This is a genomic window from Mesobacillus subterraneus, from assembly GCF_023715485.1.
Taxonomy (GTDB): domain Bacteria; phylum Bacillota; class Bacilli; order Bacillales; family Cytobacillaceae; genus Mesobacillus; species Mesobacillus subterraneus_B.
Map to the genome: position 1 here is coordinate 17,022 of NZ_JAMBOF010000015.1, position 21,126 is coordinate 38,147.

Consider the following 21,126-nt stretch of genomic DNA (forward strand, 5'->3'; position numbering starts at 1 on the left):
GAAAAGGAGTGACAATATGATTTTAACTTATCTCAATAAAAAGCCTGCGGTCGATGAAACCGTTTTTCAGGCACCAGGATGCTTTATCATCGGGGATGTGAAAATTGGCAAGAATTCAAGTGTGTGGTTCAATGCTGTCTTGCGTGGAGATGAAGATACGATTACGATTGGCGAAAGCTGCAGCATCCAGGATAATGTAACCTGCCATCTTTATGAAGGTTCCCCGCTAGTGATAGAGGATGAAGTCACAGTAGGACATAACGCAATCCTGCATGGCTGCACGATCAGAAAACGATGCATCATCGGCATGGGCGCCACCATCCTTGATGGTGCGGAAATCGGCGAGGAGTGTATCATCGGGGCCAATACGTTGATTCCAGCTGGCAAGAAAATCCCGCCACGTTCGCTCGTCGTCGGAGCACCAGGGAAAGTGGTAAGGGAGATTGGGGAAAAGGATTTAGAGCTAATCCAGTTATCAATCGATACATATGTCCAAAAAGGCAAGGAATATCGTGAGACATTGAAAGATATTAATTAAACGGAAAGAGCTTGGAAAGTACCAAGCTCTTTTCGTTTGCGATCAAACCCACTTTACAATATCGTCCATCGGCCGTCTTGTTTTTGGTTTTGGCTCATTGACTCTGTAGCCAAAAGCGCACATTACTGAAATTCCAAAGTGGCCATTCTCCAGCAAGCCTTCATCAGCAAGAAGCTGGTTCATTTTATCAAAATTGAAACCCTCAATCGGACAGGAGTCGATGCCGATTTGTGCCGCAGCCGTCATCATGTTGGCTAAGGCTATGTACGTTTGCTTGCAGGCCCAGTCAAAAAGCGGGCGCTCACCTTCGAGCAGGTTAAAATCAGATTTCTGGAATTCTTCGATTCTCTCGAGGTATTTAGCCTTGAATTCTTCGGGCAGCTTTTTAACATTTGTAAAATGGTCCTGTAAATAGGCTGAATCATATTTTGTGTCAAGCTTAGTCCTGGCGAGAATGACTACAAAATGACTTGCTTCCGGAAGCTTGCTAAAAGCTCCCCATGCTGTATTTTTAATTTTTTCCCGCAGTTCGTCACTTTGGACAACAAGCAGGCGCCAAGGCTCGAACCCAAATGAACTAGGTGATAATCGGCCTGTTTCTAATATGAAACGGAAATCGTCTTCGGGAATTTTCTTTTCAGGATCAAATTCCTTTGTGGCATGTCTAAATTGAAAAGCCTCAAGAATTTCTTGTTTTAATGTCTCTTTGTTTAGCATCTATCCATCTCTCCTTCCAGGTCTTTTTTATAACTTATCATATTTCCCTGGAATATTCATGAAAAAGCACTGTTGAACCCTTTTCAATTGCTTATGCTGCATGCTTGTGTTAAAGAAGAAAGCCATCCAGATCAAGGATGGCTTCACATTATTCCAAAATATAAGGATGGTCCATTACATTATAATCAACATCTTTATGTTTCATTTCATTTCCCTCTTTAAAGACGGACTCAAAGAAACGGGATGCCGGCTCAGCCAATTCCTTATAGTATTCGCTGAATAGCGAGGCTGCATGGCTGCCCAGCCATTTTTCAGGCAGCAGCTCTTCCGGCAGCCCTGGATCAAAGAAAAGGAACTTCCTGTATTCATGCACAAGCTTCGTCCGCTCGACGAAGCATTCGGCGTCTGACATGCTGCCTTTTTGAATCTTATTTTTATCAATGATGTATTTTTGGCTGTATTCACTGATGAAATCTTGATATTTTGCGTTAATCTCCTGGAGATCCCAGCTTTTCTCTACAAGTCTCCGATTCTCATGGGGACCCTTATATTCAGCAACAAAGAAGTCAACATACTGTTCTATCTCGTATTTTTCAATTAAATCATTAACCTGGCGTTCTAGATTGTTTGCCGAAACCCAAAAGCTGTTTGACATAGAACCAAAGCCGCTCCATATCAACTCTTTACGCAGTTCATCACGAACATTGCGGATTTCCTCAGGAATCGTATACATGAGAATTCTCCACTTTCCGTCCCATTCCTCGGGCTTCAATTTAAAAATACGCTTGCCCGCCTCGGCAATCCTTTTTTGCCCCCTTGGGGTGAGGGAATAATAGCTCTTGTTTCCAATCTTCTCAGCCTGCACCCATCCTTGTTTATTCATCCTGGAAATCGCTGCCCTTACAGACTGATCGTTGTGCCCGAATTCATTCAGCAGCCGAATCAAGCTGCCAATCCATATCTTGCTCCCATAATGGGAGATGTAGTCGCCATATAAGGTAAATATCATTGATCTAGTATTCAAGCTTCTGTCATCCTCATTCGTTTTTAATGAACGGAATAAATCCGTCATAAAATATTTTACAGTATTATCATTATTTTGCAAAAACAATTCGCTTCTATGGCAAAATCCATAGAGTCGGCACCCTATGGATCATGGTTTTATTCAGCTGTAAAAACAGGCTTTCGTTTTTCGCTGAAAGCATTCAGCGCTTCAACACGATCCTTTGTAGGAATCGTTACCTCATATGCCTTTGATTCAATTGCCAGCCCGGTCTGCAGGTCAGTGCTGCTGCCGTGCTGAATTGCATACTTTGCCTGTATTACTGCGATTGGGGCATTCTGAAGAATTTCCTCTGCTAGTTCCTTGCAGGCAGCCATGACGTTTTCTTTTGCTTCGATGGCAGTTAAAATCCCAAGCTCATACGCTTTTTCTGCAGATATTTTTCTCGCCGTAAGGATCAATTCCTTCGCCTTCATCTCGCCGATCAATCTTGAAAGACGCTGTGTTCCTCCTGCACCAGGAATGATTCCCCAGCTAACCTCCGTCATCCCCATCAAGGCGCTATCCGCAGCAATTTTAAAATCGCATGCGAGCATCAGCTCAAAACCCCCGCCAAAAGCGAAACCATTAACGGCAGCGATTGTCGGCTGCGGCAATTCAGCAACCGCGCTGAATACGTCGCGGATCTTCTTTACATTCCGACGGACTTCTGTCTCGGTAAGATGCTTACGCTCTTTTAAATCCGCTCCTGCGCTAAATGCTTTATCTCCAGCACCTGTAAAAATAACCACCCTGACATCCGGATCCGTATGGAGGCTATCGACTGCATCGCCCAGCTCCTTTAGCGTTTCATAATTGAAGCAGTTCAGTGATTCGGGTCGATCGATTGTTATATAAGCGATATGCTGCTCTTTCTGTAATTTGATATATTTCATTTACTTCTCTCCTATATTCTCGATAATGGTGGCAATCCCCTGGCCGACACCAACACACATTGTCGCCAGTCCATATTTCGAATTTCGCTTTTTCATCTCATATAAAAGGGTCGTCAATATCCTTGACCCGCTTGCTCCTAGAGGATGGCCGAATGCAATCGCTCCTCCGTTGACATTCACCTTTGATCGATCGAGTCCCAGCTCCTGGATGCAGCCAAGTGACTGGGCAGCGAATGCTTCATTCAATTCGATAAGATCGATGTCAGCAAGAGATAACTCTGACCTTTTCAATGCTTTTTGAACTGCAAAGACAGGACCCATTCCCATGATTGATGGCTCAAGGCCTGCCGTTGCTGAAACAACATATTTGGCCAGTGGCTTTAAACCAAGTTCCGTTGCTTTTTCACGGCTCATCATCAATATTGCCGATGCTCCATCGTTAACACCCGATGCATTGCCAGCTGTAACAGTGCCATCCTTGAAAAGAGGTTTCAGTTTAGCCAATTTATCGACAGTCGTGCCAGGACGTGGATGTTCGTCACGGTCAATGATCGTTTGATTGCCCTTTTTATCCTCATAAACAACTGGAACGATTTCGTTTTCAAACCGGCCATCTTCCATTGCCTTTCGTGCTCGCAGCTGGCTTTCTGCGGCGAACTCATCTTGTGCTTCCCTGGAGATGCTATACTTTTTCGCAACGTTCTCTGCAGTCTCTGGCATGCTGTCCGTTCCGTACATTTCCTTCAGCTTATCATTAACAAATCTCCATCCGATCGTTGTATCGAACATTTCCATATTTCCGCGTGGAAATTCTGTTTGCGGTTTGGCCATTACAAGTGGTGCTCTTGTCATGCTTTCCGTTCCGCCGGCAATGAAGATATCACCCTCACCTGCTAAAATTGCTCTTGCCGCATAATTCACTGCATCAAGACCGGAACCACATAGACGATTAATCGTCGTTCCCGCCACCTCGACAGGAAGGCCAGCCAAAAGGCCGGACATCCTGGCAACATTCCGGTTATCCTCGCCTGCCTGGTTCGCATTTCCTAGGACTACTTCTTCAATTTGAGTCGCTGGTACTCCAGGATTCCGCTCGATTATCGCTTTGATCACCAAAGCCCCCAGATCATCGGGACGGATATGGCGCAGGCTGCCGTTATATCTTCCAATTGGAGTCCTGACTGCATCTACAATAACAACTTCCTTCATAGTCATCCTCCTTTACTTAGTGGTCATTGATTCTCTATAGTCGTAGACACCGCGCCCCGTCTTCCTGCCCAGTCGTCCTGCTTTTACATACTGCTCCAGAAGAGGCGCTGGGCGGTATTTTCCCCCGAGTTTCTCATGAAGGTACTTCAAATTATTCAGCCTTGTATCCAAGCCAACCAAATCCCCTAACTCGAATGGTCCCATTGGATAATTAAGGCCGAGTTTAATTGCTTTATCTATTTCTTCTGCCGTGCCAACGCCTTCCTGCAGCATATAAAATGCTTCATTGCCGACAAGCGCGCTGATCCTGCTTGTCACAAAGCCCGGGAATTCATTGACAATGACAGTTTCCTTGCCCATCCGGATGGCAGCCTGCTGAATCGCTTCGGCTGTTTCATCACTTGTTTCCAGGCCGCGGATAATTTCGACGAGCGGCATCTTATGGACTGGATTGAAGAAGTGCATTGCGATGACTTTATCCGGCCGTTTGGTGAAAGAAGCGATTTCAGTCGGACTCATTGTAGACGTATTGGTAGCAAACAAGCAGTGAGTTGCTGCATGCTGGTCGATGACCTCGAAGATCGTTTTCTTGATATCAACTTTTTCCGGTACGGCTTCGATGACCAAATCGGCATCCTTAACGTTTTCTGCAAGGAAGTTTGAATAGTTAAGCCGTGCTTTTGCCGATGCAATGTCGTCTGCGGTTATTTTCCCGCGTGCCAACCCCTTTTCAAAAATGCTATTGATTTCAAGTTCGGCATTTCGGAGCTGTTTTTCTTCCACATCGATCAATACTGTATCAAATCCGCCTAGACAGCTGACATAGGCAATGCCCCTGCCCATTACACCTGAACCGATTACGACGAGTTTCTTCATTATATTTGTCCTCCTTTTTCGAAAAACTGAAAGGCGAGCACCCGCAAATGTGAGTGCTCGCCATTTCTTTACAAATTAAACGGGTTTAGCGGGCGGCTGCCGTAGTAAGAGACGATACTCTTTGTTTCTGTATATAAATCAAGTGTTTCGATGCTGAGTTCACGGCCGAAACCAGATTGTTTGTAGCCGCCGAATGGCGTCCCAGGGAAGGCTGAGAATGGGCAGTTGATCATGACGATACCCGCCTGGATTAGCTTAGACACTCTTGTGGCGCGGCCATAATCCTTCGTCCAGATTGCTGAACCAAGACCATATTCGCTGTCATTTGCGAGTTTGACAGCTTCCTTTTCATCCTTGAACTTCATCACCACAACGACAGGCCCGAAAATTTCTTCTTTTACAGCCTTCATGCTGTGGTTTGTTTCAGCGATAATCGTAGGCTCATACCAATAGCCATTTTCATAGCCTTCAAGGTTTGCAGCCTTTCCGCCTGTTAAAACTTCTGCTCCGTCTTCCTGGGCAGATTTTACATAACCATCGATTACATTCATCTGATCCTGGCTGATGACTGCCCCCACATGTGTTTCTTTATCAAACGGGTTGCCAAGCTTCAGCTGCTTTGTTTTTGCAACGAATTTTTCGATGAATTCATGGTACACATTTTCATGGACATACAGTCTTGAGCGAGCTTCACATGATTGGCCCGTATTATAGAAGATGCCAAACAATGAACCGTCGACGGCAGCATCAATATCGGCATCTTCAAAAATGATGCTCGGCGATTTTCCGCCTAGCTCAAGTGTCACTCGTTTAAGAGTTTGAGAGGCTCTTGCCATGATATCCTTGCCGATTGGTGTAGAGCCTGTGAAAGCTACTTTGTCTACTTTTTCATGCTCAACAAGATAGTTTCCAATGACTGAACCTGATCCAGGTATTACGTTTACTACACCCTCAGGAACGCCTGCTTCGATACAGATTTCTCCTAGCACGATTGCTGTCAGTGGTGTCAATGAAGCTGGTTTTACAATAACCGAACAGCCGACAGCAATAGCCGGAGCAATCTTCCATGCGGCCATCATCATTGGATAGTTCCAAGGAATGATCTGGGCACAGACCCCGACTGGCTCTTTTTCAGTGATGTTCTGGAAAGCTCCAGGCATGCTGTTGACAGCGCCGCGGTGGCTGACGATCGCACCTGCGTAAAACTCGAAGTCTTCGATTGCCTGCATTACCTGCCCCTGGGCTGCAGCAAGAGATTTACCCGTATCGAGAATCTCCAATTCTACCAGTTCATTGAAACGGGAACGCATGATAGAAGCAATTTTATTTAGCGTACGGGAACGCTTGTTAACTGGGAAATGGCGCCACTTGCCAAAGTCAAATGCATTTCTTGCAGCCTGGACTGCCAATTCCGCATCTTCTTTAGAAGCTTTCGCTACAGTTGCAACTTCCTCACCTGTTGCTGGATTGTACACTTTATATGTTTCACCATTTGTGCTGTCCTGGCGAACGCCATTAATAATTAGCTGATATGTCTCGCGTTTTACTGCCATTGATTCGAATTTTTGTTCTTTAACTGTTGTCACGCGTACCATCTCCTTTTTTTGTAGTGTGATAGTTTCGTTTATTTCCCTTTGAAAACTGGCCTTCTTTTTTCCATGAATGATTGGACGCCTTCTTTATGGTCAGCGGTTTGCCCGGCAATCCTCTGACTCTGTGCGTCTCTCTCTAGATAGTCTTCAAGATTTGAATGCCAGCTTGCTTTCAGGTTCCTTTTGATCAGGCCGATTGCCTTCGTCGGCATATTGGCGAGTCTTTCTGCGAATGCTGCCACTTTCTCATCCCATTTATCCATCGGAATGACTTCTGTAACAAGTCCTAGCTCTCTTGCCTTTTCTGCCGGAACTTTTTCACCAAAAACCGCAAGCTCCATTGCTTTTGCATGTCCGATGATTCTCGGTAGGTAATAGAGGTTACCGGCATCTGGTACTAGACCGACATGGATAAAGGCTTCCACAAAGCTCGCTTTTTCAGAAGCAACACGGAAATCACAGGCAAGTGCCAGGCTCATGCCAGCACCGGCGGCAACACCATTCACAGCCGCGATCACTGGCTTCTCACAGCGATCAAGCTCGAGAAGCATCGGATTATAGCGTTTGCGAAGCACCTCGCCGTGGTCCATGTCATCAGATACACCTGCCAAATCCTCGCCGGAGCAAAATGCCCGGCCAGCTCCTGTAATGACCAAGGCTCTGACTTCTTTATCCCTTGAAGCATTCTTGATCGCCGTCTGGATTTCCTTATTCAATTGTTCAGTGAAGGCATTCAATTTATCAGGGCGGTTCAGGGTTATGTAGGCTACCTGATTCCGCACTTCATACAAAACGGTTTCAAACACAGCTATGTACCCCCTTATTTCCCTTTAAACTCCGGCTTCCGTTTTTCCTTGAAAGCCCTCATGCCTTCCTTCTGGTCTTCCGTCGCAAAAAGCATATAGAAATTTTTGCGTTCATATTGCATGCCTTCATATAATGGATAATCGACCGCTTTCAGGATCGATTCTTTTATAAGCCTGACTGCGACTGGAGCCTGTTTCGCAATCGTGCTTGCAAACTTCAGTGTTTCTTCCATCAAGATTTCCTCGGCGAAAGTCGAGTTGATGATTCCATAATGCAAGGCTTCTTTTGCGGAAATACGCTTGCCGCTCAAAATCCATTCCATCGCCTTCGTTTTGCCCACAAGCTTTGTCAGCCTCTGCGTTCCCCCTGCCCCTGGCATGACGCCAAGACTTACCTCTGGAAATCCAAACTCGGCAGTTTCTGCAGCGAACAGCATGTCACAGCAAAGTGCAAGCTCGAATGCTCCGCCTAGCGCAAACCCATGCACCGCACCAATGACCGGTTTCTTGATCCATGCCAGGCGGTCCCAATCGGTGAATTGATTCAACGTTTCCATGCTGATTGCGTCAGCATCCATCATTTCATCAATATCAGCCCCTGCCGCGAACGCTCTGCCCTTGCCCGTTAAAACAATGACTTTCACAGCTGGATCCTGGTCATAAGCCTCCATGGCAGAAAGCACTTCCGATACCATTTGCCTGTTAAGTGCATTCAGAACCTTCGGGCGGTTAAGCTCGACCATCCCGATTTCCCCTGTGACCGACGTTTCGATTAATTCATAGTTTCTACTCATCAAGCTCTTCACCGATCATCAATGTGACCAGATCACCCGCGAAGCTCATAACATCCTTTCCAGAAGCCTTGCCTTCAGCTGATTTCATTCCCGCTTTTAACGATTCATGGTCGTCATAATACATTTCGCACATTAGGTAATACTTGCCTTCCCCACCCATTGGGCTGCCGACAACGCGAGTCACTTCCATCTTGCGCAAACCAGGAATTTTTGCTGTAAGTGGAGCATGCACTTCGAAATAATGCTTATCAAATGCCTCTTTATCCTGTGGATGTTTGTATAGCGCGATTAATTTAACCATTGAAAATCTCTCCCTTGTCATTGAATATTTTTATTTGGGTAAAAGTTTTTTTCACCGGAGTTGAATGGTTTTCACCGAAGTGAAAAGAATTTTTACCAGAGTGAATATATGCGTTGATTCGTGAAGCTATTAATCATTTGATGCGATAAATACGATGGATTTATCGACCTGTACTATTCACATCAAAGTAGATACTGGTTTCATCGCCTCGAAAGGATTTTTACAGGACTTGCAGTATAAAATGCTTCGGCAAGCTGTCGGTCCAAAAAGGTTTTCCATCGTCGTATATGTGGAACCGCAGTAAGGGCAGTCTGCCTGCCATTCTCCTGTTTCTGCAATATGCCTTGGTGGAGGGGCAATCCCGAATTCCTTTAACCGCTCTCTGCCAATGTCGGAAACTCTATCAGAAGTCCATGGCGGATGATAAATGAATTGCACCTCCACGTTTTGGACTTCATCAATAGCCGTTACTGCATTGACCACATTTTTTTTGATAATTTCAAGTGCCGGGCATCCCATGAAAGTCGGCAATAGTTTTATAAATACGCCATTTGGCGTATTTTCTACTTCCTCGACCATCCCAAGCTCGATAATGGAAACACTGTCGATTTCCGGATCCTTGACCGTCTGGAGTGCTTCGATGATTTTATCCCTAAGCATCAAGAATCACCAGCTTGCTGCCGGATCAAAATTATACACTTCACCTAGAGTATCCAGCGCAGACTGTAAATCTGATGAATGTACACCGTCTCGGCCATTGCCGCTCTTCATGCCGAATTTTTCTGGCATGTTGATGTCCAGCGATGCAACAACAGGAGACATCGCCTGAACCCATCTTTTACGCAAATCATCCTCTGATTCTATTAGATTATGCTTTACCATTTCTGCCCCTTTTTGCCCCAATGAAAACAGACCATCAAGATCTCCAAAAGCTGTTTCCATGGCTGTTTCCATTCTCGTCGTCGCTTCTCCGCCTGCGCTGACAAGCTGCGAGAACCAAGTTTTCCAGTGGAGCAGGTGATAGTACAGCTCCATATTCACCTTAACTGCTGCCTCGGCCAAAGGCTGGTATGACGAGTTCTTTAAAGACTCGATCTTGACCTTCTTCGCCTGGGCGTAAAAATAGTTCCTTACAACAGCGAATGCCCAATCATAGTGAGGTTCAGTTAAATACGTGCCAGGACCATTCACTTTTTCTAGCAAAATCGCATTTTTTCTATCACTGGCAGGTCGTGCATGTGCAAGTTCATCGGGATCCCCCGCCCCCAATTCATGGAGGAGCTGGTAAAACATCGCAGCATGGCCCATCGTATCCTGGCTGATTGAAGAAAATGCAACGTCTTCTTCTATATGAGGCGCCAGGCCAAGCCACTCTGAACCGCGGTATGCAAGGATGAAATCATCGTCAGCGAGCTGGAACAGGAGTTCAACAGCAGCATCCCGGTATGCTTCATTTTTCATCGCGTCTTCAAGTGCATATCTCATTTCTCCTGCTTCCCTCCCCACGACAGAATTTCTTTTTCATCGAGCATTTCCTGCTCATAATGCCGCCACTTCTTCTTTAAATAACCATATCCCTTTGTATTGCGATAATCCTTGTTATCCAGCCTCTGCAAAGTCTGGCGCTCCTCGAGCGTCATCTTCCTGACATCGTCTCGCTTTACGACCCATATATCCGCAACCGGCTCGCGCCTCATGAAATTTTCCTGGGCCATCACAAGTGCAAGTTCATGGTTCGGCGCCAGCAGCGAGAACTGGTACTGCAAAGGCGATGTGTCCGTCCGTTTACTGAACACTTCAAACTCCTGATAAAAACCCTTTCCAGACATTTTTTTCTCTCCTTTCCATAGAAGTCTCGAGGCAAATACGCCCCATAACCCTTTATGCTTTAGCGCTCAATGCGTCGATAACCCACTTGTTGTTGCTATAGGAAATTTCCCTCAGCCTTAAGCGATCCTTCGATTTAGGTCCATTATTCTTGATAATTTGCTTGAATTTGCTCCAATCAGGCTGCTGGTATTGCCACATACCTGATTCCTGGTCGAAATGCATCGTTTCATCAGGCAGCTTCAGACCCAGTGACAGGACTCTTGGAATATACTTTGTAAAAAAGTCCTGACGGAGCTCTTCGTTCGTTTTTGTCCGAATTTTATATTTGATCGTAGTATCCTGTTTGGAAGTACCTGTCGTTGATGCATCCCCAGGCCCGAAGAACATCAAAAGCGCTTCCCACCAGCGATTGATCGAATCCTGGATCATCGCTTTCTGCTCATCCGTACCTTCAGCAAGCGCCATGATGATGGCCTCGCCATGCTGAGCATGGAAAACTTCCTCTGCACAGATTCGCTTCAATGCCCTAGCGTAAGGGCCATATGAAGCATCAAGCATGTTTGTCTGCGTTATGATTGCCGCACCATCGACAAGCCAGCCAATCAATCCAGCGTCTCCCCAAGTTTTTGCTTCCATATGGAAAACGTTGTGGAATTTTAAATCACCGGATAATAGATCCTGAATGATATTCTCCCTGGATTTTCCTAGCGGCTTCATCAAATCCTCGACAACCCTTAGCAGCAGCTGGCCATGGCCCATTTCATCCTGGACCTTCGCCATAATTCCAAGCTTTCTCCTTAAAGAAGGGGCTTTTGGTACCCACTCCTTTTCAGGAAGAGCACCCATTATTTCACTGATGCCATGCATCGAGATCAGCTTGATCAGCGTCATTCTGTAATCAGCCGGCATCCAGTCGTCTGCTTCAATCTTCTCGCCAGCTTCAATCCGCTCGATAAAATGCTGATATTTTTCTTCCTCTGTAAGCTGGTCAAAGGAAATTGGATTTACCATGCTGTTGACCTCCTTAAAATTACGTTCCGATTGGTTCTTTTGTTTTATCAATAATCCTTACTGCCTTTCCTTCCGAACGCGGAATCGTCTTTGGACGATGCACTCGAACCTCCATCGAAATCAAGCACTGGCTCTTAAGCAATGACTGGATTGTTTGCTCCAGCTGATACACTGAATCAGAAATCGGGTCCTCACCAATACTGGTGAAATATTCGTCATTCATCTCAACGTGGAGTTCAAGAACCTTTAATGTTCTTTTTCGTAAAATTTGAATCTGGTAATGAGGAGCCAGTTCCGGGACAGTCAGCAGGCAATGTTCAATTTGCGATGGGAACACATTGACACCGTTGATGATCAGCATGTCATCAATTCGCCCCTTGACCCTGGACATTCTAACTGTTGTCCGTCCGCAGCTGCATTTTTCCTTCGTTAATGAAGCGATATCTCCTGTGCGGTAGCGGATGACCGGGAATGCTTCCTTCGTAAGGCTTGTGAAAACAAGCTCTCCTTCTTCCCCATCAGGAACAGGCTTCAATGTTTCTGGATCAATCACCTCGACGTAAAAATGATCCTCGGCAATATGAAGTCCAGCCTGCGCTTCATGGCATTCATTGGCGACTCCAGGACCGATTACCTCGCTCAGCCCGTAAATATCACACGCTTTAATATCCAATTTCTCTTCTAGAGTTCTTCTCATTTCTTCGGACCACGGTTCTGCTCCAAAAATCCCATATTTCAATGAAGTTTTCCGTGGGTCCTTGCCCATCTCCTCCATTGTTTCAGCGATATTTAAAATGTAGGAAGGCGTCCCGCAAATAACTTCTGGTTCGAAGTCTTCAATCAACATGATTTGCCTTTGGGTGTTCCCGCCGGAAACCGGCACTGTCACCATTCCAAGCTTTTCGCTTCCGTAATGCAGCCCAAGGCCTCCTGTAAAAAGTCCGTATCCGTATGCATTATGGAGGAACTTGCCCGGTTCGCCACCCGCGAGAGCGATTGACCTGGCAACAATTTCGCCCCACATATCAATATCATTTTGCGTGTATCCGACAACTGTCGGCTTGCCGCTTGTTCCCGAAGAAGCGTGAACCCTGACCAGTTCGCTTTGGGGGACTGCGAATAATCCAAACGGATAATGATCGCGCAAATCCTGCTTCTCCGTAAACGGAAGCGCTTCCAATTCTGCTAAACTATTAAACATTTCCGGCGAAAAATTAGCTTTTTCAAATTTCTCTCGGTAAAAGGGCACGCGCTGAACAACTCTTTCGACAACAGCCTTTAACCTTTGGAGCTGAACTTCCTCAATAAATTCACGGCTCTTCGTTTCGATTTCATGTAAAATCAAGTTTCTGCCCCCTGCATTACATAAAATTTTATTTATATAACGTTATATTACCGTAACACTATAAATGTGTTATACATTTTAAAACAAAGATACCGTGTATATAGGAAAAAGTCAATTATTTTTCTGAAAATTTTAATATTTAAAGCCAACGGATAGGAAAATTAGTGATAAGCTGAACTTCGTAGTATTTAAGGATGGAATATGACGCAGGGTTTTTGGAATAAAATGATCAGTTGCAACATTGATCTGGTTAATAATGCTATAATATTATTCTGTTGAAATCGATATTGTTGAGCGCTAAAAGTAATAAACCACGACTACAAATTAATTTATGAATTGAAAAGCGACCTCTACCATGAAAAAACCATGATTGAGGTCGCCCCAATAAAAGATTCTATTACGGATAAACTACTTGTAAATATATGCTACCTGCGTTACCGAATTTGTTCTTACTCTTCTTCAGGTTCGCGAATTTGCAGGTTCTGCCCAGCAGCCTGTCCGCCTTCGTCAGCAACTTGTGAGTCATCGTCAGCGTTCTGTCCGCCTTCATCAGCGTTTTGTCCTTGTTCATCAGCGTTCTGTCCGCCTTCATCAGCGACTTGTCCGCCTTCGTCAGCAACTTGTCCGCCTTTGTCAGCAACTTGTCCGCCTTCATCAGCGTTTTGTCCGCCTTCATCAGCGTTCTGTCCGCCTTCATCAGCGTTCTGACCGCCTTGTGCAGCAACCTGTCCGCCATTTTCTGCTTCTTGCCTAATGTTCTCATCACCGGCAATACCGCCTTCTTCGGCTTGGTTTCCACCAGCATTACCGCCTTGGTTAGCGAGATTGTTATTGTTGCTGATGTTGATATGAATGGAAAGGCCGTCTTTATCATATTTTACAGAAACCACTTCTTGATCTTTTTCATCATGCTCTTCATCAGATTTTACAGACTTTTTCTCCTTGTCTTCCCATTCTTTAAATTCTTTTTGCAACTTTTGATATTTTTTCCATTTTTTATCTTGTTTTTTAGATCCCATGAACTTCATTCCTCCTTTCCTTGTTTGATACTACAAATTATGCTTGTCTTCTAATTTGGAGTGTGCATATAGCCGCTGTCAAATAACCATTTTTAAAAATAACAGAATGGCTGCGTTATTTTTCACGAGCGAGCTCTCCCCTTGTGACTATAGTTTTTAATTTTAAAATCCTACCTGACTTTGGGATCTAGCGGACGAATGTGGCTCCCTTGCTTCATTCATGTTAGTTTTGTTTTGATCACACCTTTTCTTCAAAAATTGCCTAAACTAAAAAAAGAACCCCTTGACGTTTAGCGCCAAGGGGTTTCCTTCTATTAATACATTGACATATACTGTTCGCGTTCCCATGGGTGAACCTGCGTCCGGAACATATCCCATTCAATTTCTTTTGCTTCGACGAAGTGCTCAAGGATATGGTCACCAAGCGCTGAACAGATAACTTCGTTCTTCTTCAGCTGGTCAAGAGCTGCTGCTAATGTTGGTGGCAGATCATCGATACCTTCTTCTACGCGCTCTTCCTTGTTCATGACGTAAATGTTGCGGTCAACAGATGCTGGAGGAGTCAATTTGTTTTTAATTCCGTCCAATCCTGCCTTCAACAATACTGCCATTGCAAGGTATGGGTTTGCAGCCGGGTCAACGCTTCGAACCTCAACACGAGTGCTCAATCCGCGTGATGCAGGGATACGGATCAGTGGTGAACGGTTCTTTGCAGACCAAGCTACATAACAAGGTGCTTCGTAACCAGGTACAAGACGCTTATATGAGTTTACAGTCGGGTTAGTTACTGCCGTGAATCCTGAAGCATGTTTAAGTGTTCCAGCGATGAACTGGTATGCTGTTTCACTTAGCTCAAGCTTTTTGTCAGATGGATCATAGAATGAATTTTCTCCGTTGCGGAATAATGACATATTGCAGTGCATTCCGGAACCGTTCACACCGAACAGTGGTTTTGGCATGAATGTAGCATGCAGACCGTGTTTACGAGCAATTGTTTTGACAACAAGCTTGAACGTCTGGATCTGGTCACAAGCTGTTAAAGCATCTGCATATTTAAAGTCGATTTCGTGCTGTCCAGGAGCAACCTCGTGGTGGGATGCTTCGATTTCAAAGCCCATTTCTTCAAGCTCTAGCACGATGTCGCGGCGGCAGTTTTCACCAAGGTCTGTCGGCGCAAGGTCAAAGTAGCCGCCATTGTCGTTAAGCTCAAGCGTTGGCTCTCCATTTACATCAAGCTTAAACAGGAAGAATTCCGGTTCTGGCCCAAGATTAAAGTTTGTGAAGCCAAGCTCTTTCATTTCTTCTAAAATACGCTTTAAGTTACCGCGCGGGTCTCCAGCAAATGGAGTACCGTCTGAATTATTGATATCACAGATCAAGCGTGCAACTTTACCCTTTTCAGCTGTCCAAGGGAATACTACCCATGTGTCTAAATCCGGGATCAGGTACATGTCTGATTCTTCAATTCGAACGAATCCTTCGATTGAAGAACCGTCGAACATCATTTTATTATCAAGCGCTTTTTCAAGCTGGCTTATTGGAATTTCTACGTTTTTGATTGTTCCAAGAATGTCAGTGAACTGCAAACGAATGAATTTTACGTTTTCTTCTTTTGATAATCGTACAATGTCTTCTCTTGTGTACTTAGCCATTCTTAATTTCCTCCTAGAATTTAAATCTTTTAGTTAAGTTGCTTAATGAAAGAACCTTGACATGTCTCCATGATTGGCTGAACGGTTGAACCGCCCTGCCTGGAGCAGTTCCTTACGAAGTAATTTCCGCAAATCTGCGTCCGAAAGCTCACGTCTTGTTTTCTCTGCTTGCTTCTTCTCAGCAGCACTTATGGCTGTCTGTTGTTTCACATTGTAAATTTGCTTAATGCCTGCCATGTTGACTCCCTGATCAATCAAATCTTTAATCTCAAGGAGCTTGTCGATATCGTTTAAGGAAAAGAGTCGTTTATTGCCCTCGGTTCTTGCCGGAGAAATCAATTCATGCTCTTCATAGTATCGGATCTGTCTTGCGGATAAGTCTGTCAGCTGCATGACAATCCCAATGCTGAAGAGCGGCATATTCCGGCGAATTTCACTTCCGCCCATTTGATTTCTCCTCCTTCCCTCCTAAGATAATCTCATTATATTCAATGTGAGGTATGTTGTCAAACATATGTTAGATTATCTGACATGAAATATCATAAAAAAAAACAGGACATATTTAGAAGCTGTCCTGTTGTATATTTTCCTATTCTACAATAATTAAACCTTTTTCGATTAAAGAATCGACGGCAAGGCAAATGGCCATCTTTACGTGCGAATAAGTCAATCCACCCTGTACGTATGCTACATACGGCGGTCGGATTGGGCCATCGGCTGTCAATTCAATGCTTGCTCCCTGGATGAAAGTACCAGCCGCCATGATGACATCATCTTCATATCCAGGCATATAGGCTGGATATGCGGTAACGTGGGAATTTATCGGCGAAGCATATTGGATTGCCTGGCAAAAAGCGACCATTTTATCTCTATCATCAAATTGGACGGACTGTATCAGGTCGGTGCGCTGCGAATCCCATTTCGGAGAAGAATTCATACCAAGCCTGTCAAGAATTGCCGCTGTAAAAACAGCACCCTTTAACGCCTGGGCGACAATATGCGGCGCCATGAAAAAGCCCTGATACATTTCCTGCAATGAATACAAAGAAGCTCCCGCTTCGGCCCCGATGCCCGGTGATGTCATCCTATAGGAGCATGACTCGACATATTCTGTTTTACCGACGATGTAGCCACCGGTCTTGGCGATGCCGCCGCCAGGATTTTTAATCAATGACCCGGCCATCAAATCTGCTCCGACATGGCATGGCTCTAGATCTTCCACAAATTCGCCGTAACAGTTATCAACAAAAACGACGACATCTGACTTGATTTCTTTTACGAACTTCACCATTTCACCGATTTCAGCAACTGTAAATGAAGGCCTGGTAGCATATCCCTTGGAGCGCTGAATGCCGATCATCTTTGTTTCTGGCTTGATCGCCTTTTGGACAGCCTGCCAATCAATTTCTCCTGTTTCGGTAAGGTTCACAGTGTTGTAGGAAATGCCAAACTCCTTCAACGAACCATTGCCCGTACCGCGGATGCCGACGATTTCTTCTAGAGTGTCATACGGTTTCCCTGTAATGTATAGAAGTTCATCCCCTGGACGGAGTATTCCGAACAAGGCGATTGAAATAGCATGTGTTCCAGAAATAATTTGGGGACGGACAAGGCCCGCTTCTCCGCCAAAAACTTCAGCATAGATTCTTTCAAGTGTTTCACGCCCGGTATCATCATATCCATATCCGGTTGTCGGAATGAAGTGCGAATCACTCACCCTGTTTTTCTGAAAGCTTTGCAATACCCTGAACTGGTTGGAATCAATTTTTCCATCTATTTTCTTATGCACTCCGGCAATTTGCTGCTCAATCTCGCTGACAATCAGCTGCAGCTTAGGCCCGTTTTTTAACTGTGTAAACATGTTGCTCTCCTATCTAATGTAAAAATCATTGATAATTCTTTCGGACAAGTTTTATATATCAATATCCCGGAATTGAAAGGCTTTATGCTCTTTTCTGATTGCATTTAAACAATGAGATAAAGAAAACACCTTTTTACTCTTGAGAGTAAAGGATTTAAATTGTAAATCGCTTCAGCTGCCCGGTAATCTGATGGTCTGTCAGAGAGAAACCCTTGCAAACATACCCCTGTTTCTCCTCATCAAAAGCAAGCTCGCGAAGAATCGTATCATTTTTCAGCTGCGCCAGCAGCTTGCCTTCATCCGAAGGGACAAGGACATGGAATGGTTCCATCATGCCGATGATTGTCTGCTCGATTTTTATAAGCAGGTTCTTCCTGTCTTCCTCGCTGAAGGCACTTATAAACGCCGTTTCATTCTTTGCATTCGGAACAAAATCCTGATGTGCGATATCCCGTTTATTATAAACGGTAATCTGGGGAATCTGGTGTACTTCAAGATCCTCCAACAATTTATTGACGGTCTGTTCGTGGGAAAAATAATCCTGGTTCGACATATCGACTACATGAAGCAATAGGTCGGCTTCCCGAACTTCTTCAAGCGTTGAACGAAAAGCAGCAATCAATGTTGTCGGCAAGTCCTGGATGAATCCAACCGTATCCGTCAATAGTGCCGTAAAACCGCTTGGCAATATTGCCTTGCGCGTCATTGGATCGAGTGTAGCGAACAATTGGTTTTCTTCATAGGAATCTGCTTCAGTCAAACGGTTGAACAGCGTTGACTTACCTGCATTTGTATAGCCGACAAGCGCGATTTGGAACGTCTTATTCTTTTTCCTGCGTTCCCGGTAGCGGTCGCGGTGCTGGACGATGACAGATAATTGGGTTTTAATATCGTCAATCCGCCTGCGAATATGACGGCGGTCGGATTCCAGCTTCGTTTCCCCTGGTCCCCTGGTCCCGATGCCGGCCCCAAGACGTGACATCTCAATCCCTTTTCCGCCAAGCCGAGGCAGAAGATATTGAAGCTGCGCTAGCTCGACCTGGAGCTTCCCTTCTTTTGAGCGTGCTCTTTGGGCAAAAATATCAAGGATCAACTGAGTACGGTCTATGACTCGCGCTTTAAGGCCAGCAGAAAGATTGCGGTTCTGGCTCGGGGATAATTCATCGTTAAAAATAATTAAATCCGGCTCGAGCTCTTCTTCAAGCGCCTGCAGCTCTTCAACCTTGCCTTTTCCTATGTATGTAGCAGGATGAACTTTCTGCCTTTTCTGAGCTAATTGTACAAGGACCTTGCCTTGTGCAGTTTTTGTCAGCGACTCAAGTTCTTCCATCGAATAAAGAAAACGGAGATCATCTTCTTCAGAAGTTTGACAGCCTACAAGGATTACTTTTTCAAGCACATTTTCTTGTTCCAAATAATACCCTTCTTTCCTTATATATACCTACACACATCATACCAAATATCAAAGGCAAACAAAAATTTTACAGGTTAGAACTAAATAGGTTGTAAATTGAAAAAAACGTGTTAAAATCAATATGTTTGTATTTTCCTATTTTAGTATTCAAGGACCATCTTAACAAGAGGAGAAAAACGTAAAATGACATGGGATGTACTCAGCATGATTGGAACAGTAGCATTCGCAATTAGCGGTGCGATCATTGCAATGGAAGAAGAATATGATATCTTCGGAGTTTATATATTAGGAATCGTGACAGCGTTCGGGGGCGGAGCGATCCGGAATTTGCTGATTGGAGTGCCAGTTTCGGCACTATGGGACCAGGGTCTCTTTTTCAATCTGGCATTGCTGTCGATCACAATTGTGTTTTTGTTTCCAAGCAATCTTTTAAAACACTGGCAGCGCTGGGGCAATTTCTTTGACGCGATCGGCTTAGCCGCCTTCGCGATACAAGGCGCAATTTACGCTTCGAATATGGGTCACCCGCTGAGCGCGGTCATCGTCGCAGCTGTATTGACTGGAAGCGGCGGCGGAATCATCCGAGACCTGCTTGCCGGCCGCAAACCACTTGTATTGAAAGCGGAAATCTACGCCGTATGGGCCGTATTCGCGGGTCTTGCCATCGGGCTTGGAATGGCAAACAAAGCAGTTGAGCTTTATAGTTTATTTGCAATAATCACTGCTCTTCGTGTCTTGTCATACACTTACAAATGGCATCTCCCAGTCAGAAAGCTTGGAGTAAACTAGGAGCTTTCCCATTGACCACCCTCAGCTAAAAGCAAATAATACAAAAAAGCAGAGTGAATTCATTCATGAATTCACTCTGCTTTTTCTGTATTATGAAGAACTAATCTTAAAACTACTCAGAAGTAATGCTCTTCAATTTCATTAATGCGATTCGCCTTACCACTCGAGCTTGCCTGAGCGCTTATATTTACATAAGGACAGGCATTATAGCCTGTCTTCTATTAGATAATCTTCCTTCCCATCTGGCCAATTGCGTAATGGATTCCATGCTGAAGGGTTTGGAAGCAATCGAATTTTGATAAGTTAATGTTTGATTGTGTTATTTCAATTCCCAGTGATGAAGAAATGCCAACAAGAATCGTTTTCGTGCCAATCAATCTTGCAGCAGAACCTATCTTCTCAATTAAGCTGACAGCATGCGGGCCAATTTCCTGTTCCATTCCCGTTAAATCAAGTACCAGGTAGCTTGCTTTGTATGACGGAAGTCTATCGAGAGTATTTACAAGTAACTGGTCTGCGCGGTCTTCTTCATATTTCCCAATAAGCGGGACAACGACGATTCCCTCTAAAACTGGGATAATCGGTGAGGAAAGTTTATTTACCAATTCTTTTAACTCTGCAGTTTTCTCATCCACAAGATTCTCGAGGTGCCTGATATGTTCAGATTCTTTTTTGCGCGCCAGCTGATGGATATTATCCGAAATTGTTACATCAGCAGGAAAATATTCAATCACACTGTGATCATGGCCTTCCAATTGGTGCTGAGTAATTTTATACCAGATGTTTGTGCCAAAAAGACCGGAGAAAACTCCAGCGTAATGCGCCGGAAGGAAGCTCCCACCCTTGGTTTTCCCTTGCGCCACGTTTACTTTATGTTCCCAGCTGTCCTTCATAAAAGCCGTGAATGTCATCGATTCAAAGTCCAGATCTTTAATAATCGTCATACCCCAGCCCGCTGAAGCATATGTATTCGTAATCATTTCCGCCGCTTCTGCGACACTGACTTCCTTCATTTTCTCAAAATACTGGCCCACGACCAGCCCCTGGCGGAAACCTGTAGATTCAAACACTAAGTTTGATGCCTCTTCACCGGAAATCTCCTCAATTGTGTCAAAGAATGTCTTCATTGCCGATGATATCCAGAACAGGACAGCATCCTGGCCTTCAAATGAGAATTTACCCGTTTTCAAATCCCAGCTGAAATTTATACCTTCTACATCATAGTTATAATTAGACCCCATATATTTACCCCTTATCTATATATATTATTTAGAAGTACTTCGATATTTTCCCCCGGTAACTATAAAAAGTAGTCGAACCTCATTCTTTTTACCCAAAAAGATGCAGTCTAAACCTTTTTAGTGTAAAAAAAAGATGATCCTGATTAAATTTATCTCTCAATAAAAAAGGGATTCCAGCTCAAGGCTGAAATCC

Annotated in this window: 22 protein-coding genes; 2 read left to right on the forward strand and 20 right to left on the reverse strand. The window is 44.5% G+C overall.

Translation table 11 applies throughout. The features are described 5' to 3' along the window. The first annotated feature begins 16 nt into the window (after positions 1 to 16). Positions 17 to 538, forward strand: coding sequence for a gamma carbonic anhydrase family protein (locus M3204_RS18410; RefSeq protein ID WP_251485613.1), 522 nt, complete (start codon positions 17 to 19; stop codon positions 536 to 538). A 42-nt stretch (positions 539 to 580) separates the two neighbouring features. Here the strand turns inward: M3204_RS18410 and M3204_RS18415 are convergent, their stop codons facing one another. The 19 genes from M3204_RS18415 to hflX all read right to left on the reverse strand — a co-directional run bounded on the left by M3204_RS18415 (position 581) and on the right by hflX (position 18,903). Continuing rightward, positions 581 to 1,255: an NAD(P)H-dependent oxidoreductase gene (locus tag M3204_RS18415; protein ID WP_251485615.1), complete on the reverse strand. Its 675-nt coding sequence runs from the start codon at positions 1,253 to 1,255 to the stop codon at positions 581 to 583. Positions 1,256 to 1,403: 148 nt separating this feature from the next. Beyond that, entirely contained in the window at positions 1,404 to 2,279 is an 876-nt protein-coding gene (gene paaX, locus M3204_RS18420; protein WP_251485630.1) for a phenylacetic acid degradation operon negative regulatory protein PaaX, read from the reverse strand. 137 nt (positions 2,280 to 2,416) lie between these two features. After that, positions 2,417 to 3,193, reverse strand: coding sequence for an enoyl-CoA hydratase-related protein (locus M3204_RS18425; protein WP_251485633.1), 777 nt, complete (start codon positions 3,191 to 3,193; stop codon positions 2,417 to 2,419). Beyond that, the gene (locus M3204_RS18430) at positions 3,194 to 4,402 is read right to left on the reverse strand and encodes a thiolase family protein (RefSeq protein ID WP_251485636.1); all 1,209 of its coding nucleotides are present in this window, start codon (positions 4,400 to 4,402) and stop codon (positions 3,194 to 3,196) included. Between the two features lie 12 nt (positions 4,403 to 4,414). Further along, positions 4,415 to 5,278 (reverse strand): 3-hydroxyacyl-CoA dehydrogenase, encoded by an 864-nt coding sequence (locus M3204_RS18435; protein ID WP_285857060.1) that lies wholly within the window; start codon positions 5,276 to 5,278, stop codon positions 4,415 to 4,417. A 68-nt stretch (positions 5,279 to 5,346) separates the two neighbouring features. Then, the gene (locus M3204_RS18440) at positions 5,347 to 6,864 is read right to left on the reverse strand and encodes an aldehyde dehydrogenase family protein (RefSeq protein ID WP_251485638.1); all 1,518 of its coding nucleotides are present in this window, start codon (positions 6,862 to 6,864) and stop codon (positions 5,347 to 5,349) included. A gap of 38 nt (positions 6,865 to 6,902) precedes the next feature. Beyond that, the gene (locus M3204_RS18445) at positions 6,903 to 7,676 is read right to left on the reverse strand and encodes an enoyl-CoA hydratase-related protein (RefSeq protein ID WP_251485641.1); all 774 of its coding nucleotides are present in this window, start codon (positions 7,674 to 7,676) and stop codon (positions 6,903 to 6,905) included. A gap of 14 nt (positions 7,677 to 7,690) precedes the next feature. Next, positions 7,691 to 8,470, reverse strand: coding sequence for an enoyl-CoA hydratase-related protein (locus M3204_RS18450; protein ID WP_251485658.1), 780 nt, complete (start codon positions 8,468 to 8,470; stop codon positions 7,691 to 7,693). Beyond that, the gene (locus tag M3204_RS18455; protein WP_251485660.1) at positions 8,463 to 8,771 is read right to left on the reverse strand and encodes an EthD family reductase; all 309 of its coding nucleotides are present in this window, start codon (positions 8,769 to 8,771) and stop codon (positions 8,463 to 8,465) included. The genes M3204_RS18450 and M3204_RS18455 overlap by 8 nt, the downstream gene beginning before the upstream one ends. A 177-nt stretch (positions 8,772 to 8,948) precedes the next feature. Further along, positions 8,949 to 9,431, reverse strand: a complete 483-nt coding sequence (paaD, locus tag M3204_RS18460) for a 1,2-phenylacetyl-CoA epoxidase subunit PaaD (protein WP_251485670.1) — start codon at positions 9,429 to 9,431, stop codon at positions 8,949 to 8,951. 6 nt (positions 9,432 to 9,437) lie between these two features. Then, the gene (gene paaC / locus M3204_RS18465; RefSeq protein WP_251485680.1) at positions 9,438 to 10,256 is read right to left on the reverse strand and encodes a 1,2-phenylacetyl-CoA epoxidase subunit PaaC; all 819 of its coding nucleotides are present in this window, start codon (positions 10,254 to 10,256) and stop codon (positions 9,438 to 9,440) included. After that, entirely contained in the window at positions 10,253 to 10,600 is a 348-nt protein-coding gene (gene paaB / locus M3204_RS18470; protein ID WP_251485692.1) for a 1,2-phenylacetyl-CoA epoxidase subunit PaaB, read from the reverse strand. Before paaB ends, paaC begins: the two co-directional genes overlap by 4 nt. 52 nt (positions 10,601 to 10,652) lie before the next feature. Then, positions 10,653 to 11,612 carry a 1,2-phenylacetyl-CoA epoxidase subunit PaaA gene (paaA, locus tag M3204_RS18475; RefSeq protein WP_251485707.1) on the reverse strand — a complete coding sequence of 320 codons (960 nt, stop codon included), beginning with the start codon at positions 11,610 to 11,612 and terminating at the stop codon, positions 10,653 to 10,655. Between the two features lie 19 nt (positions 11,613 to 11,631). Beyond that, complete coding sequence (locus tag M3204_RS18480) at positions 11,632 to 12,957, reverse strand: phenylacetate--CoA ligase family protein (protein ID WP_251485710.1); 1,326 nt, start codon at positions 12,955 to 12,957, stop codon at positions 11,632 to 11,634. Between the two features lie 449 nt (positions 12,958 to 13,406). Beyond that, positions 13,407 to 13,976 (reverse strand): hypothetical protein, encoded by a 570-nt coding sequence (locus tag M3204_RS18485; protein ID WP_251485712.1) that lies wholly within the window; start codon positions 13,974 to 13,976, stop codon positions 13,407 to 13,409. Positions 13,977 to 14,290: 314 nt separating this feature from the next. After that, positions 14,291 to 15,628: a type I glutamate--ammonia ligase gene (gene glnA / locus M3204_RS18490; RefSeq protein ID WP_251485723.1), complete on the reverse strand. Its 1,338-nt coding sequence runs from the start codon at positions 15,626 to 15,628 to the stop codon at positions 14,291 to 14,293. A 42-nt stretch (positions 15,629 to 15,670) separates the two neighbouring features. Next, positions 15,671 to 16,075, reverse strand: coding sequence for a MerR family transcriptional regulator (locus tag M3204_RS18495; protein ID WP_251485726.1), 405 nt, complete (start codon positions 16,073 to 16,075; stop codon positions 15,671 to 15,673). 142 nt (positions 16,076 to 16,217) lie between these two features. Beyond that, positions 16,218 to 17,489, reverse strand: coding sequence for an aminotransferase class I/II-fold pyridoxal phosphate-dependent enzyme (locus M3204_RS18500; protein ID WP_251485729.1), 1,272 nt, complete (start codon positions 17,487 to 17,489; stop codon positions 16,218 to 16,220). Between the two features lie 154 nt (positions 17,490 to 17,643). After that, positions 17,644 to 18,903: a GTPase HflX gene (gene hflX, locus M3204_RS18505; protein ID WP_251485744.1), complete on the reverse strand. Its 1,260-nt coding sequence runs from the start codon at positions 18,901 to 18,903 to the stop codon at positions 17,644 to 17,646. A gap of 183 nt (positions 18,904 to 19,086) precedes the next feature. Here hflX and M3204_RS18510 point away from each other — a divergent pair, with 183 nt between their 5' ends. Further along, a complete protein-coding gene (locus M3204_RS18510) occupies positions 19,087 to 19,692 on the forward strand; it encodes a trimeric intracellular cation channel family protein (RefSeq protein WP_251485747.1) in 606 nt (201 codons plus the stop codon). A gap of 221 nt (positions 19,693 to 19,913) precedes the next feature. On the opposite strand, the gene M3204_RS18515 is transcribed toward M3204_RS18510, so the two are convergent. Continuing rightward, positions 19,914 to 20,933, reverse strand: a complete 1,020-nt coding sequence (locus M3204_RS18515; protein ID WP_251485750.1) for an STAS domain-containing protein — start codon at positions 20,931 to 20,933, stop codon at positions 19,914 to 19,916. Between the last annotated feature and the right edge of the window lie 193 nt (positions 20,934 to 21,126).